Here is a 15,395-nt window from a genome sequence, read left to right as displayed (position 1 = left end):
GATGTGTACAATGAATGGAGATAAACATATGTGCACAAAACATCAAGCATGCCGCTCTGAGAAAATTGCGGTAAATCCTTCCCAAGCAGGCTCATGTTCAAGCCCAAAAATTGCTACGATTCAAATGGCGGATGTCAGTACAACAGAATCAGGCTGTTGTAGCTCGAACAGTTGCAGCAGTGGGGCGGATCCGACTGACGAAGAAGGTGAGTCCGGAAGCTCTTCCGCACGCTTCACCCAAAGTTGGAAAGTTAACGGGATGGACTGTCCATCTTGTGCCCGAAAAATAGAAACTGCCGTTAATCGTGTCGAAGGGGTTTTAGAAGCGAAGGTTCTGTTTGCGACAGAAAAGCTCGTGATTAAATCAGACAGCTCGGGCGTTGCTCAGTTGGTTGAACAAACAATCCTAGATACCGGTTTTACGTTCGCGAATCCTGCCGAATCGAATCAAAAAGAAAAACCTAAAGGCTGGAAGGCTGTTATCAAACAAAACAGTCAAGTGATCGCGATTGCTTCAGCGATGGCTATTGCTGCAGCTTTGAAACCTGCATTCCCTCAAGTCAGTGAATGGCTATTCTTCATTACCTGTTTAGCAGGTCTTTATCCAATTGGTAAAAAAGCGATCAGTTTAGCGCGCTCAGGTACTCCGTTTGCGATTGAAACCTTGATGAGTGTTGCGGCCATTGGTGCCCTTTATCTTGGCGAAACGGTTGAAGCGGCGATGGTGTTGCTACTGTTTTTGATTGGTGAGCAACTAGAAGCTTTTGCTGCATCAAGAGCGCGTAGCGGTGTTCAAGCATTAATGGAACTGGTGCCTGAAACGGCAACCAAGATAGTCGATGGAAAGCGCGTTGAAGTGTCGGCGAGTGAATTACAACCGGGTGACATGATTGAAGTTTCTCCTGGCGCCCGTTTACCTGCAGATGGCAAGTTAACCGATGCATTAGCAAGCTTTGATGAAAGTGCCTTAACCGGAGAGTCGATCCCTGTCGAGCGTTACGAAGGCGAATCAGTAATGGCTGGCGCGGTAGCGGTTGATAAAGTGGTGCGCTTTACCATTACTTCTAAGCAAGGTGAAAATGCCATTGACCGAATTCTGCATTTGATTGAAGAAGCAGAATCCCGTAAAGCGCCATTAGAACGATTCTTAGATAAATTTAGTCGCTGGTATACGCCGCTGATGATGTTGGTTTCTCTACTGGTCATCATTACGCCTCCACTACTGTTTGCTCAGCCGTGGGAAACATGGGTATATCGTGGTCTAGCACTGTTATTGATTGCGTGTCCTTGTGCACTGGTGATCTCCACACCAGCGGCTATTACCTCAGGCTTAGCGGCAGCCGCTCGTCGTGGTGCCCTAATTAAAGGTGGCGCGGCATTAGAGCAGCTCGGTAATGTTGAGACCATTGCCTTTGATAAAACCGGGACACTGACCAAAGGTAAGCCGGAAGTGACGGATGTAGTGGCTTTGTCGGGTTGGCAAAAAGAGTCACTGTTAGCCAAAGTCGCAGCGATTGAAGTCGGTTCGAGTCACCCTCTAGCGGTATCGGTAGTAAATAAAGCCAAACAGCTGGGTATTGAGATTATTGAGGCTCAAGACAAGCAGGCGTTAGTCGGTAGTGGTGTGCGTGGCTTAGTTGAAGGGGTTGAATATCAAGTTTCAGCACCAAGTAAGTTGACCATAGACCTTGATGAGTCTTTGAAAAATCAAATTGAGCAACTGGAGCACCAAGGCAAAACCGTTGTCGTGGCGCTTGAAAGCCAAACCACGCCGATTGGTTTGATCGCATGGCAAGATACTTTGCGCGAGGACTCTGCTCAGGCAGTTAAAGCCCTAAAAGGCCTAGGTATTCATTCAATTATGTTAACAGGTGATAACCCGCGCAGTGCACAGGCTATCAGCTCAATGATTGATATTGACTTTAAAGCGAGCCTGCTACCGCAAGATAAAGTGACCTATGTTGAGGAGCTTTCCGCTCAAGGCAATGTTGCTATGGTCGGCGACGGTATTAATGATGCGCCCGCAATGAAAGCATCGAGCATTGGTATCGCGATGGGAGGCGGAACCGATGTTGCGCTTGAGACCGCAGATGCGGCAATCACTCACAACCGATTGCTAGAGCTTGCGGGGATGATTGAGCTATCACGAGCGACGCTCAACAACATTCGCCAAAATATCGCGCTTGCGCTTGGCTTAAAAGGTGTCTTTTTGGTCACAAGCTTATTGGGTATTACAGGCCTTTGGGTTGCGGTGCTGGCTGACAGCGGTGCGACTGCCATTGTAACGCTGAATGCTTTAAGGCTACTTAAGTTCAAATCGAAACTCGATCAAGCCTAAATCTATAGCGAGAGCTCTCAATGAAACAGCCCTGCATCTTTGATGGAAGGGCTGTTTTTTTATGCAATCAGGAGTGTTTGTTACGGCAAAGTGTGATGTAAACCGTTTTTATGTGCAATGTAATTATTTGTTGCGATCTTATTTGTGATCGTTGTCACTTCAAAGAGTTCGGTGGTTAGTTAGAGTATCTCCTGTACCCGATAAATTTATAGAGCAAGCAGACCTAACTCATCGGCTGACTTGCCATCATAAGGAGCGACCTATGTCTCAAGCTGTATTCCACCTTGGTGTTACTCAAGACGATCTTGCTGGTGCAACTCTGGCTATCATTCCAGGTGACCCAGCGCGTGTACAAAAAATTGCAGAGGAAATGGAGAACCCAGTATTCCTAGCAAGTCACCGTGAATACACACTTTACCGTGCAGAGCTTGACGGCAAGCCTGTTGTTGTTTGTTCAACAGGTATCGGTGGTCCATCAACATCTATCGCAGTTGAAGAACTAGCTCAGCTTGGTGTTCGTACTTTCCTACGCGTTGGTACTACTGGTGCGATTCAACCACATGTAAACGTGGGTGACATGATTGTATCAACGGGCTCTGTGCGTCTAGATGGCGCAAGTCTACACTTTGCTCCAATGGAGTTCCCAGCAGTAGCGGACTTTGAAGTAGCAACAGCGATGAAAGCGGCAGTTGAAGAATCAGGCGCAACAGTACACATGGGTGTAACTGCTTCAAGTGATACTTTCTACCCAGGTCAAGAGCGTTACGATACGTTCTCTGGCCGTGTTGTTAAGCGTTTCCAAGGTTCTATGCAAGAATGGCAAGACATGGGCGTACTTAACTTTGAGATGGAATCTGCAACACTACTTACCATGTGTGCAAGTTCTGGTCTTAAAGCAGGTTGTGTTGCTGGTGTAATCATCAACCGTACGCAGAAAGAGATTCCAGACCACTCAACACTGAAAGAGACAGAAGCTCGTTCAATCAAAGTTGTAGTAGAAGCTGCACGCAAGATGCTTTAAATACTCAGATGAGTAATAAGCACCCTTACAGATAAACAAAAACCTCAATTGGAATGAACCAATTGAGGTTTTTTGTATCTAGGCAGATGAGTTAGCGCTTAAGCGACAAACTCTTCTGAGTCAGGACGAGCAGTGAACTGGACGCCGCTTAAGAAATCACATAGCAATTGATCTTCACATGCTTTGTAGTTCTTATTGTTTGGCTTGCGGAAATAAGCGCCGATTTCATATTTGCTCAGGCTAACACCAACCACTTCGAGAACATCTAACACATCTTCTGCTTTCATATTCAGAGCAATGCGTAGCTTCATGAAAATCATGTTGTTAGTCAGTGTCTGCTCTGGTTTTGGCTGCTCGCCTTCTTTCTTACCGCGCTTTAGGTTGATGAAACCATTAAGGAATAGAGCAAGCTCTTTGTCTTTCATCTTAGTCATAGACTTATCTGAGTCTGCCTTTAGCCAGTCGTTGACTTGGTTAGGTGCTACCGTGGTATCTACCTGCTCAAAAGCCTTCATTATTTGAGTGTTTTTCAAATTAAGTGAATGCTGGATACGGCGTAAGATTTCGTTATTAGTCACAAGATTCTCTTTGTGGTAAGTCATCGCTGACGAGATATAGTTGGGCGTGACTTTAGCAGAGTTGCTTGTATAGCGATAGAAATAAAAGGGCACATGCCGTGCCCATATGACGACTAAATTATGAATAAGCGATTGAAGGGAGCGGAAGATATAGGCTCTCTGACATTTCAGATAGCATCTGATCATAAACCTGAGAGATGGTCGCTGAAATATCACTGGTAACGCTGTACATCTCTTCGGTACTGATCGGTAGACTCATCGCTGAAGAAATCTCGCTTAGCTGATGAATTGAGTCAATACTGGCTGGTGAGGCGACCGAAAGCGGACTAATTAATGACAGTTGGTTGAGCTTTCTTCGTGTTTTGTCACAGTAGTATTTAAGTCGCATGAACCCGTCTGGACTCTCACTGTCTGGAATGCACAGTCGAAGTTGAGTCAGCACTTCCATGCTTTCAAGTATTTGTTGCCAGTTTAAGTGGTACTCATCGCTGAGGTCTTCACGCTCTGATTCGATGAGCCAAGCTAAGGCGATTTCATCCATCAAGAACATCGCATGACGAATCGCTTTACCATGAATAATTTGATTGCGCGAGACAGAGCGCGTATGCCAGTCATCATGCATTGCTTTAAGTTTTAACTGGTAGATTCGATACATGGGCTTATTGTCAAACGGGGCGGTAGCAATAAGGTTATTTGAGCAATCGATGATCTCGGCATAGAGTGTATTGGTACTGTGCAGAGATTTATCGGTTATTGCCGCGCTGAGTGCATGGTGGCTGAGCTTTCGGTGCTCTCGACACAAACGAAGTAGGGTTCGCAGTTGAACGAGAGTGTCGAATTTGCGCTGTAGTATGACTTGGCGCTTTTTCGAATAATGAAATAGAAAAGCCAAGACGGCACATGAACAAAGTAATGAAAGTAATACAAACATAGCCAACTCCTTTATATGTTTTACCTATAAAGTGGTAGGCATGTTTGGTGCCATGGTTAAGTTTCTTTATATTTCAATGAGTTGAGTGTTTGTTGGTAATCGTCTTGTCCTTAGTTGGTGCAATTGGTCCCCATAGTAGTGAAAGCTAAGTGATTAAAATATATAAAAAAGCCCCGCTCAATGAGCGAGGCTTTTTGCTAATGCGTTAAGGTTTACATTACACGCATACCAGGCTGAGCGCCTTCGTGCGGCTCAAGAATCCATAGGTCGCTGCCACCAGGGCCAGCGGCTAGGATCATGCCTTCAGACATGCCGAACTTCATCTTACGAGGTTTTAGGTTAGCTACCATTACTGTTAGCTTGCCTTCTAGCTCTTCAGGTTTGTACGCTGACTTAATGCCAGAGAATACCTGACGAGTTTCACCGCCGATGTCTAGTTGGAACTTAAGCAGTTTGTTTGCTTTTGGCACTTCTTCACAAGAGATGATACGTGCGATACGCATATCTACTGCAGCGAAAGCATCAAATTCAATCTCGTCTGCGATTGGATCTTTGTCTAGCTCAGTTTGGCTTGCTTTGTTCTTAGCTGCTTCTGCCGCTTCTTTTGCTGCAACTTCTGCTGCTGCGTCTTCTTTAGAAGCTTCGATCATCGCTTCAACCTTCTTAGGATCGATGCGGTTGAACAATGCTTTGAACTTAGTGATTTCGTGATCCGTTAGTGGTGCAGCGATGCCTTCCCAAGTTAGCTCTTCGTTTAGGAACGCTTCAGTACGTGCAGCAAGCTCTGGCATTACCGGCTTCAGGTAAGTCATCAGAACGCGGAATAGGTTGATACCAACAGAACAGATGTCTTGTAGTTCTTGGTCTTTACCTTCTTCTTTCGCCACAACCCACGGTGCTTTCTCATCAACGTATTGGTTTGCTTTGTCTGCTAGTGCCGTGATTTCACGGATTGCACGACCAAATTCACGAGTCTCGTATAGCTGTGCGATACGATCAGCTGCTGCAGCGAACTCATTGTATAGCTCAGCTTCTGCGAAGTTAGCAGATAGTTTGCCTTCAAAACGCTTAGTGATGAAGCCAGCGTTACGAGATGCTAGGTTAACGATCTTGTTTACTACATCAGCGTTAACGCGCTGAGTGAAGTCTTCAAGGTTAAGGTCTAGGTCATCAATGCGGCTGTTTAGTTTAGCTGCGTAGTAGTAACGTAGACATTCTGGATCTAGGTGATCTAGGTACGTCGCTGCTTTGATGAATGTGCCTTTAGACTTAGACATCTTCGCACCGTTTACCGTTACGTAACCGTGTACGAATACGTTGTTTGGCTTGCGGAAACCGCTGCCTTCTAGCATTGCAGGCCAGAATAGAGAGTGGAAGTAGACAATGTCTTTACCGATGAAGTGGTAAAGCTCAGTTGTGCTGTCTTTCTTCCAATACTCATCAAAGTCTAGACCTTCAGTCTTGTTACATAGGTTCTTGAATGAAGCCATGTAGCCAACCGGTGCGTCTAGCCATACGTAGAAGAATTTGTCTTTTTCACCTGGGATTTCGAAACCGAAGTAAGGTGCATCACGCGAGATATCCCACTGCTGTAGACCAGACTCGAACCACTCTTGCATCTTGTTCGCAGTTTCAGATTGAAGTGAGCCAGAGCGAGTCCACTCTTGTAGCATGCTTTCAAACTGCGGCAGGTCGAAGAAGAAGTGCTCTGAATCTTTCATGACTGGTGTCGCGCCAGATACTGCTGATTTAGGATCGATCAGTTCAGTTGGGCTATACGTTTCACCACAGTTATCACAGTTATCACCGTATTGGTCTTCTGACTTACACTTAGGACAGGTACCTTTTACGAAACGATCCGGTAGGAACATCTCTTTCTCAGGGTCAAATAGCTGAGAAATAGTACGGCTAGAAATGAAACCGTTTTTCTTAAGCTCTAGGTAGATGTGCGAAGCCAGCTCACGGTTCTCTTCAGAGTGTGTGCTGTGGTAGTTATCAAAGCTAATATCGAAGCCAGCGAAGTCTTTTTGGTGCTCTTCACTTACTGCAGCGATCATCTCTTCTGGCGTAATACCCATCTGTTGTGCTTTTAGCATGATTGGCGTGCCGTGAGCATCGTCAGCACAGATGAAGTTTACAGTGTTGCCACGTAGGCGTTGGTAGCGAACCCAGATATCCGCTTGAATATGTTCAAGCATATGACCTAGGTGAATCGAACCGTTAGCGTACGGAAGGGCACAAGTGACCAGTAGTTTTCTTGGATCAGTCGCCATACTTAATATTCGCTTCTAATGATGTATAAAAAAATAGAGAGTAATACTACCTTATCCCACCAGTGACTCCAAGGTCGGAACGACTGGATTACCTTAGTTTTTTCAGGGTTCAGTATCGGCTGGTGGAGTGTTACGATTAGATGCATAAGGAGGACCTATGCGTCAGTTCACTTCAAAGCAAGATTTCTGTGATTGGTTGAACCAATTTGAGCACCCATCTCTTATTTCGGAATGGGCCTCTTCAGCCAATATCGTTTCAGTAAAGCCACAAGGTTTCACTATTGATATTCCTTTTGCAGCCAATGATTTAGTTGTTGGGCTTAATGAGTGGATAGCGAGCCGACAAGCTTCAGCAGAGGTCGCTCAGTTTGATTATTCAATCAATGTTTCACCTAAGCCTTTAGAAACTCATGTTGCCCATGAGATTAAAGGGGTTAAAAACGTTATTGCGGTGACGTCAGCGAAAGGCGGGGTAGGTAAGTCGACTACGTCGGTGAACTTAGCACTGGCGCTTGCTCAGTCTGGTGCTAAAGTTGGCCTGCTAGATGCTGACATCTATGGTCCTTCGGTTCCTTTGATGATTGGTCAGACTGAGGCTAGACCGGAAGTGCGTGACAATAAGTGGATGCAGCCTATTGCTGCCCACGGTATCTACACTCACTCAATTGGCTACTTAGTTTCTAAAGATGAAGCGGCGATCTGGCGCGGTCCTATGGCAGCAAAAGCTTTATCTCAGCTATTGAATGAAACTGAATGGCCAGAACTGGATTACTTGGTGATTGATATGCCGCCGGGTACCGGCGATATTCAGTTGACTCTTTCTCAGCAAGTGCCAGTGACAGGCGCTGTGATTGTTACGACACCGCAGGACTTAGCATTGGCTGATGCGCGTAAGGGCGCCGCTATGTTTGGCAAAGTGGATGTGCCGGTTGTCGGTGTGGTTGAAAACATGAGCTACCACATTTGTAGTCACTGCGGCGAGAAAGAGCACATCTTTGGCGCTGGTGGGGCTGAACAAATGGCGAGCGAGTATGGCCTAGATTTGTTAGCGCAAATTCCACTGCATATTCAAATGCGTGAAGATATCGACAATGGCAAGCCGACAGTGGCAGCTCGCCCTGAGTCTGAACATGCGCAGCAATATATGGCAATGGCAGAAGCAGTAAGCTCTCGTTTATATTGGCGAGGCAAGACTAAGCCTGAAAACATTATGTTTACCATGGTCGAATAGCGGATTTTTTATCCACTAATAAAGAGCGCCAATGAGCGCTCTTTTTGTTTTTATTCTGTGTAATCGATTGCGTGAGTGGCTTTTATTCTATTTACTTATTTCTTCACAATCCTTGCTAGCAACAAAGGTCTTAACTCCCTATAATCAGGCGGTTTATCCAAAATTATGCTCATACCTAGGGCTTGTCCATACTGGCACTGCTAGTATTAGCATAAGACACCAATCTAAATCATCGGGTGCAAGAATAATGTCTGATAATAATCAATGCGTCATCGTCGGTATTGCTGGCGCGTCTGCTTCTGGAAAAAGTTTAATCGCGAGCACTATCTATAACGAATTACGTGAGAAAGTGGGCGATCATCAAATTGGTGTGATTACGGAAGATTGCTACTACAACGATCAAAGCCACCTAAGCATGGAAGAGCGTGTTAAAACCAACTATGACCACCCGAGCGCGCTTGATCACGACTTACTGTGTGAGCATCTAGAAAAGCTAGTCAAAGGTGAAGCGGTAGAAGTTCCTGAGTACAGCTACACAGATCATACTCGTACAGACAATACTACGCCGATGACGCCGAAGAAGGTTATCATCCTTGAAGGTATCCTACTTCTGACTGACCCACGTCTGCGTGACCTAATGCATGCGACGGTATTTATGGATACACCACTTGATATCTGTCTATTACGCCGCGTTAAGCGTGATGTAGAAGAACGTGGTCGTACTATGGACTCAGTTCTAAAGCAGTACCAAGAGACGGTTCGTCCAATGTTTATGCAGTTCATCGAGCCATCGAAACAATACGCAGACATTATCGTACCGCGTGGTGGTAAAAACCGTATCGCTATCGATGTACTAAAAGCGCACATTGCAAAACTTCTGAAAGCTTAATCATTTGATAAGCAATCAGGCTTTATTTTTTATGAGATAAGTGGCACTTTAAGTGCCACTTTCTTTTTATGGTCTCAAATATTCTTTTTGAAGACTTATACTTGGGGTTGTTGCCTGTTTGGTAAGACTCGTTTAGCAAGGATAATGCTGATGAAGAAACTGTTCCTGTTTATTGCAATTCCTGTGGTTGCAATTTTGGGCGCTATAATTGCGCTCGTTGTACTGGTTAACCCTAACCAGTTTAAGCCGCTTATTGTCGAGCAAGCGAAAACCCATACTGGGTTAGATCTTGTGATTGAAGGTGATATTAGCTGGCAATTTTTCCCATCAATTGGTTTTGAGCTCGGCCAAACAGAGCTGCGTAACCCGCAAGGCTTTGAGCAACTAAACATGTTCAAAGTGGACACGGTTGGCATCGATGTTTCTGTGATGCCATTATTCAGCCAACAACTAGAAATCGGCAATATCACCTTAGATGGCGCGGCTTTCTCGTTAGAAACATTGAAAGATGGCTCTAAGAACATTGATGCGTTGACGCAAGCACAAACTGCTCAAGCGACCGCGACTGAATCTGCGCCAGCTGCGACAACATCAGATTCAAAGCCGGCAGAGTCAACACCAACAGAACAAAGCGGTGCTTCTGCGTGGACAATCAATCTAGCCGGTGTGACGGTATCTAACGCATCGGTTGAAATCCAAGATAAGCAGGCTGGCACATTCACTAAGCTCTATGATGTCTCACTGAATCTTTCTGAGTTTGCAGTGGACACCTGGACCAAAGTGGATTTCGCGGCGAAAGGCGAAGCGAACAAGCAGAAATTTGCTGCTAGTGGCGATGCTGAATTTAAGCTAGCGAAAGGTTTCCAACAATATGCTCTACGCAATATCAACTTAGATGCCAGCTTCAGCGATCCTGCTACTCAGATCGACAGTGCAAAAATTGGCTTAGAAACGTTTGAGTTTGATAAAGCCAACGCATTGACATACTCAGTGGTGGGTCAAGCTGCGGGTTTAGATATCGATATGAAAGGTGCAGCGTCACTGACGGTTGATCAAGCGATCAGCAAAGTTGTGATGAACCAACTGACACTGGACGCGACATTCAAAGGTGACTCGCTGCCGCAATCACCAATGAAAGTGGATATGGCGTCGGATCTTTCATTTGATTTGACCAAAAACCATTTAAGCTTTGTGCTAGAAAAGCTAACAGCAAATGCATTGGCGTTTGATGGTAAAGCAGACATTACTTTGGCAGACATCCCGAAAGTTCGTTTCTCACTGCACAGCCCAAATATTGATTTGGATGAGTTCCTTGGCTTAGGTCAGGCTCAAGAAAGTAAGGCAAGTGAAACTAACTCGGAAGCGGCCCCTGCTAACAGTGAGTCTAAAACGGCCAAGACATCACCTAAAAAGCCAGCTCAAGAAGTTGAACCAGACCTATCTGCACTGAAAACGTTAGATGTAATGGGCGATATCACTATTGATAAGTTCAAAGCGAATAACGCTAAGATGCAAAATGTTAAGGCAAGCTTCTCAGTGAATCGCGGTATTGCAGAGCTGAAATCCTTCACCTCTAACCTGTACCAAGGTTCGATCAGTGCCACTGCACGACTTGATGCGCGTAAGTCTCCAGCTTCTTACACGGCGAAAAAGCGCATCAAAGGCGTTAAGGTGTTACCGCTGCTTCAAGATGTGGCGAATAACGATATGCTAGAAGGTACCGGTAATATTAATGTTGATGTTAAAGGCAGCAGCTTAACGCCAACAGGTATTCAGAAGAACTTGGTTGGCACGATTGCGATTAACTTCGAAGACGGTGCGGTTCATGGCATCAACGTGGCGCAGTTGATCCGTGAAAATTACGCCAAGATTAAGGGCCAAAAAGTAGAGTCGAAAGGTGAAGTTCAGAAAACGGACTTCAGCGCGATGAAAGCAACCCTGAAGCTGAACAAAGGCAATGTATCGACCAACGACCTGACTATGCAGTCTCCATTACTGAGAATTCGTGGTAACGGTGCGGCGAACTACCTTAATCAGACGGTCGACTTCACGGTCAGCACGTCTATTGTTGGTACGCTAGAAGGGCAAGGCGGTAAAGATATCGATGAGCTAAAAGATGTCACAATTCCAATCAATGTGTCGGGTAAATGGGCAGAGCCTAAGTTCAAACTTGTGTTTGATGATGTGCTTAAGCAAAAAGCTCAGAAAGAAATCGACCGTGGTGTAGAGAAGCTGACAGACAAGATTAAAGATGAAGAGACCAAGAAAGCCGTTGACGGTTTACTGAAAGGACTTTTTAACTAAAATCTGTACAAAATCCGAGCGAACGCAATGTTTGCTCGGATTTCTTAATTGGATAAAACTGTTAACTTAGTGCTTTGATTTTCAACGCTATTCTGTCATTGCCTTAGACTGCTATATTGCCTCAATCCTTACTCCCTTATCCTACTCCCGAGAGAATAAACCTACATACAGTGTTGTTAAGTTTGTGTAATTTTGTCTTAAATTCATTAACGTATATTGAGACAAAAGACGTATGGTTAAATTCCTATCTCGGCTCCGAATTAAAACAAAGCTACTGCTCTCATTTTTGTCAATGGTAGTACTATTTACCATTGTTAATATCTACAACTTGAACGTCCTGAATAGCGATATTACTAATCTGAATAGCTACAGTAGTTCGTCTCTCAGCAAGATTAATTCAGTTTATGACAATGAAATACAGTCGACGTATGAAATAAGATTATTGTTCTTGAAAGCGGCTGGTCGAGAAGGCTTAGATGGGACGTTTATCAGTGCTTTAGACTCTTGGTATCAAAGCATTGAAAGAAACTTTATCGATGATGGTAAAAGTGCTACCCAGTTGCGACTAGAGAATTATAAAAATTATTATCATCATGTGCGAAATCTCCCTGAGGTCAAAAACAAGTATTCTGCATACAGTGAAGAGTATGCTGGCTTTTTAAAGGAATCTGACGAACTAGCGTCAAAGCTAATCCAATCTTTGGCTGAGTTTTCTGATGAAATCAATTCAAGTATTCGTGAGGACTTCCGCCAAACCCAAGCTCATGCTGATCAAGTCGCGATTCACAGCCTCATCGAATTAGCCATCATTTCATTGGTATCCCTGTTGTTCATTACTTATGTAGCAAGCACTATTGCTAGACCAATCAATGACGTAGCTATGAAGCTGAATGAAATGGCGAACGGTGACTTTAGCGTAAGATATCAATATGTAGGGAAGAATGAACTAGGCAGTTTATCGAGCTCGATTAATGGCCTAGGGGAGTCTATCGGGCACATTATTGAGCAAGTCAACGTCAACATTGATGGGGTTGCAGCAGCGGCAACAGAGCTAAATTCTATCATGCATCAATCAAGGGAAAGTTCACATTTGGAAAAGGAGCAGTTTGCTCAAATAAGTGTGGCTGTGACTGAACTATCGAGTACAGCAAAAGAGGTCAACGCCAATGCTGCCGCGGCAGAAAAAGCGTCTGACTCTGCACTTGAATTCGTTTCAATTGGTCAAAAGCACATTGATGATGCGCAAAGAAGTAGTGAAGAAGTCGCAAAATCAATTAATCGCTCAGCTGAAATGATTGGAGAGTTAAAAGGTCACTCTTCAGATATCGGCCGTGTCATTGAGGTGATTAATAACATTTCCGATCAAACTAATTTGCTCGCTCTAAACGCTGCTATAGAAGCGGCAAGAGCAGGGGAGCAAGGTAGAGGCTTTGCCGTTGTCGCAGACGAAGTTAGGGGACTTGCTGTTCAAACTCAAGATTCGACCGCTGAAATACAGAATGTGATTGAGGCGCTACAAGAACAAGCTTCCATTGTGAGTGATTTGACGCTTCATAACGTTAATTTGATTAAGGGTAGTCAGGAATCCTCTCAGCATGTTCTAGGTGCATTTAATGAGATTACTTTGGCGGTGCAAAAGATCTCGGAGCAAAATTCCTTAGTTTTTGCCGCTTCTTCAGAGCAGGCGGATGTCACAGATTCTGTTTCTAGAAGCATTGTTCAAGTGTCGGAAATTGTTACCGACAATACGGAGAGTATTGGTCACTGCTTTGAGGCTTCAGATGAGCTTGCCGTTATGTCAGAAAGGCAAAAAGAGCTTCTGAGTCGTTATATCTCTTGATTTAAGAAAGCTGGCAGCAGCTTATCTTTGCTGCCAGCTACTATATAGTTGTGAGGTTATTGCTACCAATCCACACCTTGCAGCGCTTTCACTCCAGACTCAAAAGCATGTTTCACATTTTTCACTTCAGAGACAGTGTCGGCCATTTCAATTAATGTGCGATGAGCACCGCGACCAGTAATAATCACAGATTGCATCTTAGGGCGGTTGTTTAATGCTTCTACGACCTCATCAAGATCGATATAGCCATAGCTCACCATATAGGTCAGTTCATCAAACAGCACTACGTCAATGGACTCATCAGTAAGTAGGCGCTTACACTCTTGCCAAACTATTTGTGCAGCTTCAGTATCCGCGGCTTTGTTTTGAGTTTCCCAAGTAAACCCCGTGGCCATAACGTGAAACTCGACCCCAAGCTTTTCGAGTAGGTTTCGCTCCCCGTTGGCCCAGGTGCCTTTAATGAACTGTGCAACGGCTGCTTTCTTATCATGGCCGACGGCGCGTGCTACCGTGCCAAACCCAGAGGTAGATTTGCCTTTGCCATTACCAGTGATGATCAGCAGTAACCCTTTCTCTTCTTGAGCAGCAGCCACTCTAGCATCGACTTGTTCTTTGACTTTTTGCTGTCTCGCTTTGTGACGCGCTTGCTTATCGTCTTCTACAGACATGGGAATTCCTTTTTACACGTTAGATTTTCTTTATGATAGAGCAATGGTTAGTGAAGAAAAACCATTGATAATTCAGGGACTCAAGTGACTGTCTCTCGTTTAGCAGAAGTTAAATATAATCACACTAGTTACCAATTTGACACGGTGCTTATAGCTTAGCTCAATATGAGTCGATGGACTCGACCTATCAATGCCTCAGTTTTTATCAAATTGCTTATTGGTGTCTAATTATCTCGTCGCTGGTTGCATATGTTTTTGCTAGAAAAGGGGCTTTGTTTCCTAAATCAGGGAACTAACTCATTAACCGACGATCTGATCAGCTAAGTTCACTCAAATACTTAGATCAATGGCCAAGCCTCGCTACAAAACAACTAACTGGAAGCAATATAACCAAGCTTTAATCAATCGTGGTTCATTGACGTTTTGGATTGATGAAGAGGCAATCCAACACTGGAAACAGGTCAAGCAAGGTAACCGTGGCAGACCTCGTTTGTTTAGTGACTTAGCCATTACGACGGCTCTTATGGTCAAACGGGTATTTTCAATGCCGTTGAGAGGCCTGCAAGGATTCATCAATTCTGTTTTCAAGCTTGCTCAACTGCCATTGTCATGCCCTCATTATTCATGCATTAGCAAGCGAGCCAAAACGGTCAACGTCGCGTTCAAGCCAAAAACTAAAGGAGCTATCCAGCATTTAGCCATTGATGCGACTGGTCTGAAGGTCTACGGCGAAGGCGAATGGAAAGTCAAAAAGCATGGCACTGATGGGAAGCGTCGAGTCTGGAGAAAGCTACATTTAGCGGTCGATACAAACACGCATGAAATCATTGCCGCTGAATTAAGTTTATCGAATGTAAGCGACGGAGAAGCACTTCCAAACTTACTCAAACAGACTCGCCGAAGAATCAATGAGATATCTGGCGATGGTGCTTACGACACAAGGTTGTGCTACGAAGCTATTCGCGTCAAAAATGCTATTCCGCTTATTCCTCCGAGGGAAGGCGCAGCCTTCTGGGAGCAAGGTCATCCCCGCAATCTAGCGGTCGGCTGTCAGAAGCTATATGGTTCAAATAAGCATTGGAAAAAGAAGTACGGCTACCATAAACGTTCGCTCTCAGAGACGACGATGTTCCGTGTGAAGAAACTGCTCAGCGGTACATTAAGTTTAAGAAGTTACAATGCGCAGGTTGGTGAGACTTACGCCATGATAAAAGCGTTAAATAAGCTGACAGGGTTAGGTATGCCTAAAACAGTAGTAATAGCCTAACAACTAGTCATTTTAGGCGCGTTTTTAACTAAAACCGAGTAAGGAAACAAAGCCT

General features: G+C 44.7%; 11 protein-coding genes. 7 read left to right on the top strand and 4 right to left on the bottom strand.

All coding sequences use genetic code 11. The features are described 5' to 3' along the window. Window positions 1-28: 28 nt before the first annotated feature. The gene (locus tag ELS82_RS08440; protein WP_134835110.1) at window positions 29-2,338 is read left to right on the top strand and encodes a zinc/cadmium/mercury/lead-transporting ATPase; all 2,310 of its coding nucleotides are present in this window, start codon (window positions 29-31) and stop codon (window positions 2,336-2,338) included. A 262-nt stretch (window positions 2,339-2,600) separates the two neighbouring features. Beyond that, window positions 2,601-3,359, top strand: coding sequence for a uridine phosphorylase (udp, locus tag ELS82_RS08435; protein ID WP_134835109.1), 759 nt, complete (start codon window positions 2,601-2,603; stop codon window positions 3,357-3,359). Between the two features lie 98 nt (window positions 3,360-3,457). Here udp and ELS82_RS08430 read toward each other — a convergent pair whose 3' ends face one another. The 3 genes from ELS82_RS08430 to metG form a co-directional block, all read right to left on the bottom strand. Further along, on the bottom strand, window positions 3,458-3,937 hold the full coding sequence (locus tag ELS82_RS08430) for a YehS family protein (protein ID WP_134835108.1): 480 nt from the start codon (window positions 3,935-3,937) through the stop codon (window positions 3,458-3,460). Between the two features lie 118 nt (window positions 3,938-4,055). Continuing rightward, on the bottom strand, window positions 4,056-4,868 hold the full coding sequence (locus ELS82_RS08425; RefSeq protein WP_134835107.1) for a hypothetical protein: 813 nt from the start codon (window positions 4,866-4,868) through the stop codon (window positions 4,056-4,058). Between the two features lie 212 nt (window positions 4,869-5,080). Next, on the bottom strand, window positions 5,081-7,141 hold the full coding sequence (gene metG / locus ELS82_RS08420; protein WP_134835106.1) for a methionine--tRNA ligase: 2,061 nt from the start codon (window positions 7,139-7,141) through the stop codon (window positions 5,081-5,083). A gap of 157 nt (window positions 7,142-7,298) precedes the next feature. Here metG and apbC point away from each other — a divergent pair, with 157 nt between their 5' ends. The 4 genes from apbC (at window position 7,299) to ELS82_RS08400 (ending at window position 13,405) form a co-directional block, all read left to right on the top strand. Continuing rightward, on the top strand, window positions 7,299-8,372 hold the full coding sequence (gene apbC, locus ELS82_RS08415; protein ID WP_134835105.1) for an iron-sulfur cluster carrier protein ApbC: 1,074 nt from the start codon (window positions 7,299-7,301) through the stop codon (window positions 8,370-8,372). 247 nt (window positions 8,373-8,619) lie between these two features. Beyond that, a complete protein-coding gene (gene udk, locus ELS82_RS08410; RefSeq protein ID WP_134835104.1) occupies window positions 8,620-9,261 on the top strand; it encodes a uridine kinase in 642 nt (213 codons plus the stop codon). Between the two features lie 150 nt (window positions 9,262-9,411). After that, window positions 9,412-11,565, top strand: a complete 2,154-nt coding sequence (locus ELS82_RS08405) for an AsmA family protein (protein WP_134835103.1) — start codon at window positions 9,412-9,414, stop codon at window positions 11,563-11,565. Between the two features lie 448 nt (window positions 11,566-12,013). After that, window positions 12,014-13,405, top strand: coding sequence for a methyl-accepting chemotaxis protein (locus ELS82_RS08400; protein ID WP_244230769.1), 1,392 nt, complete (start codon window positions 12,014-12,016; stop codon window positions 13,403-13,405). A gap of 62 nt (window positions 13,406-13,467) precedes the next feature. Here the strand turns inward: ELS82_RS08400 and cobO are convergent, their stop codons facing one another. Next, a complete protein-coding gene (gene cobO, locus ELS82_RS08395; protein WP_134835101.1) occupies window positions 13,468-14,073 on the bottom strand; it encodes a cob(I)yrinic acid a,c-diamide adenosyltransferase in 606 nt (201 codons plus the stop codon). A gap of 346 nt (window positions 14,074-14,419) precedes the next feature. Between cobO and ELS82_RS08390 the strand changes: the two genes are divergently transcribed. Continuing rightward, window positions 14,420-15,340 (top strand): IS5 family transposase, encoded by a 921-nt coding sequence (locus ELS82_RS08390; RefSeq protein WP_134835100.1) that lies wholly within the window; start codon window positions 14,420-14,422, stop codon window positions 15,338-15,340. Window positions 15,341-15,395 lie beyond the last annotated feature (55 nt).

The sequence above is a fragment of the Vibrio ouci genome, assembly GCF_004551525.1.
Lineage (GTDB): Bacteria > Pseudomonadota > Gammaproteobacteria > Enterobacterales > Vibrionaceae > Vibrio > Vibrio ouci.
The sequence above is the reverse complement of the archived record's forward strand: the minus strand, read 5'-3'. Positions and strand labels throughout refer to the sequence as shown.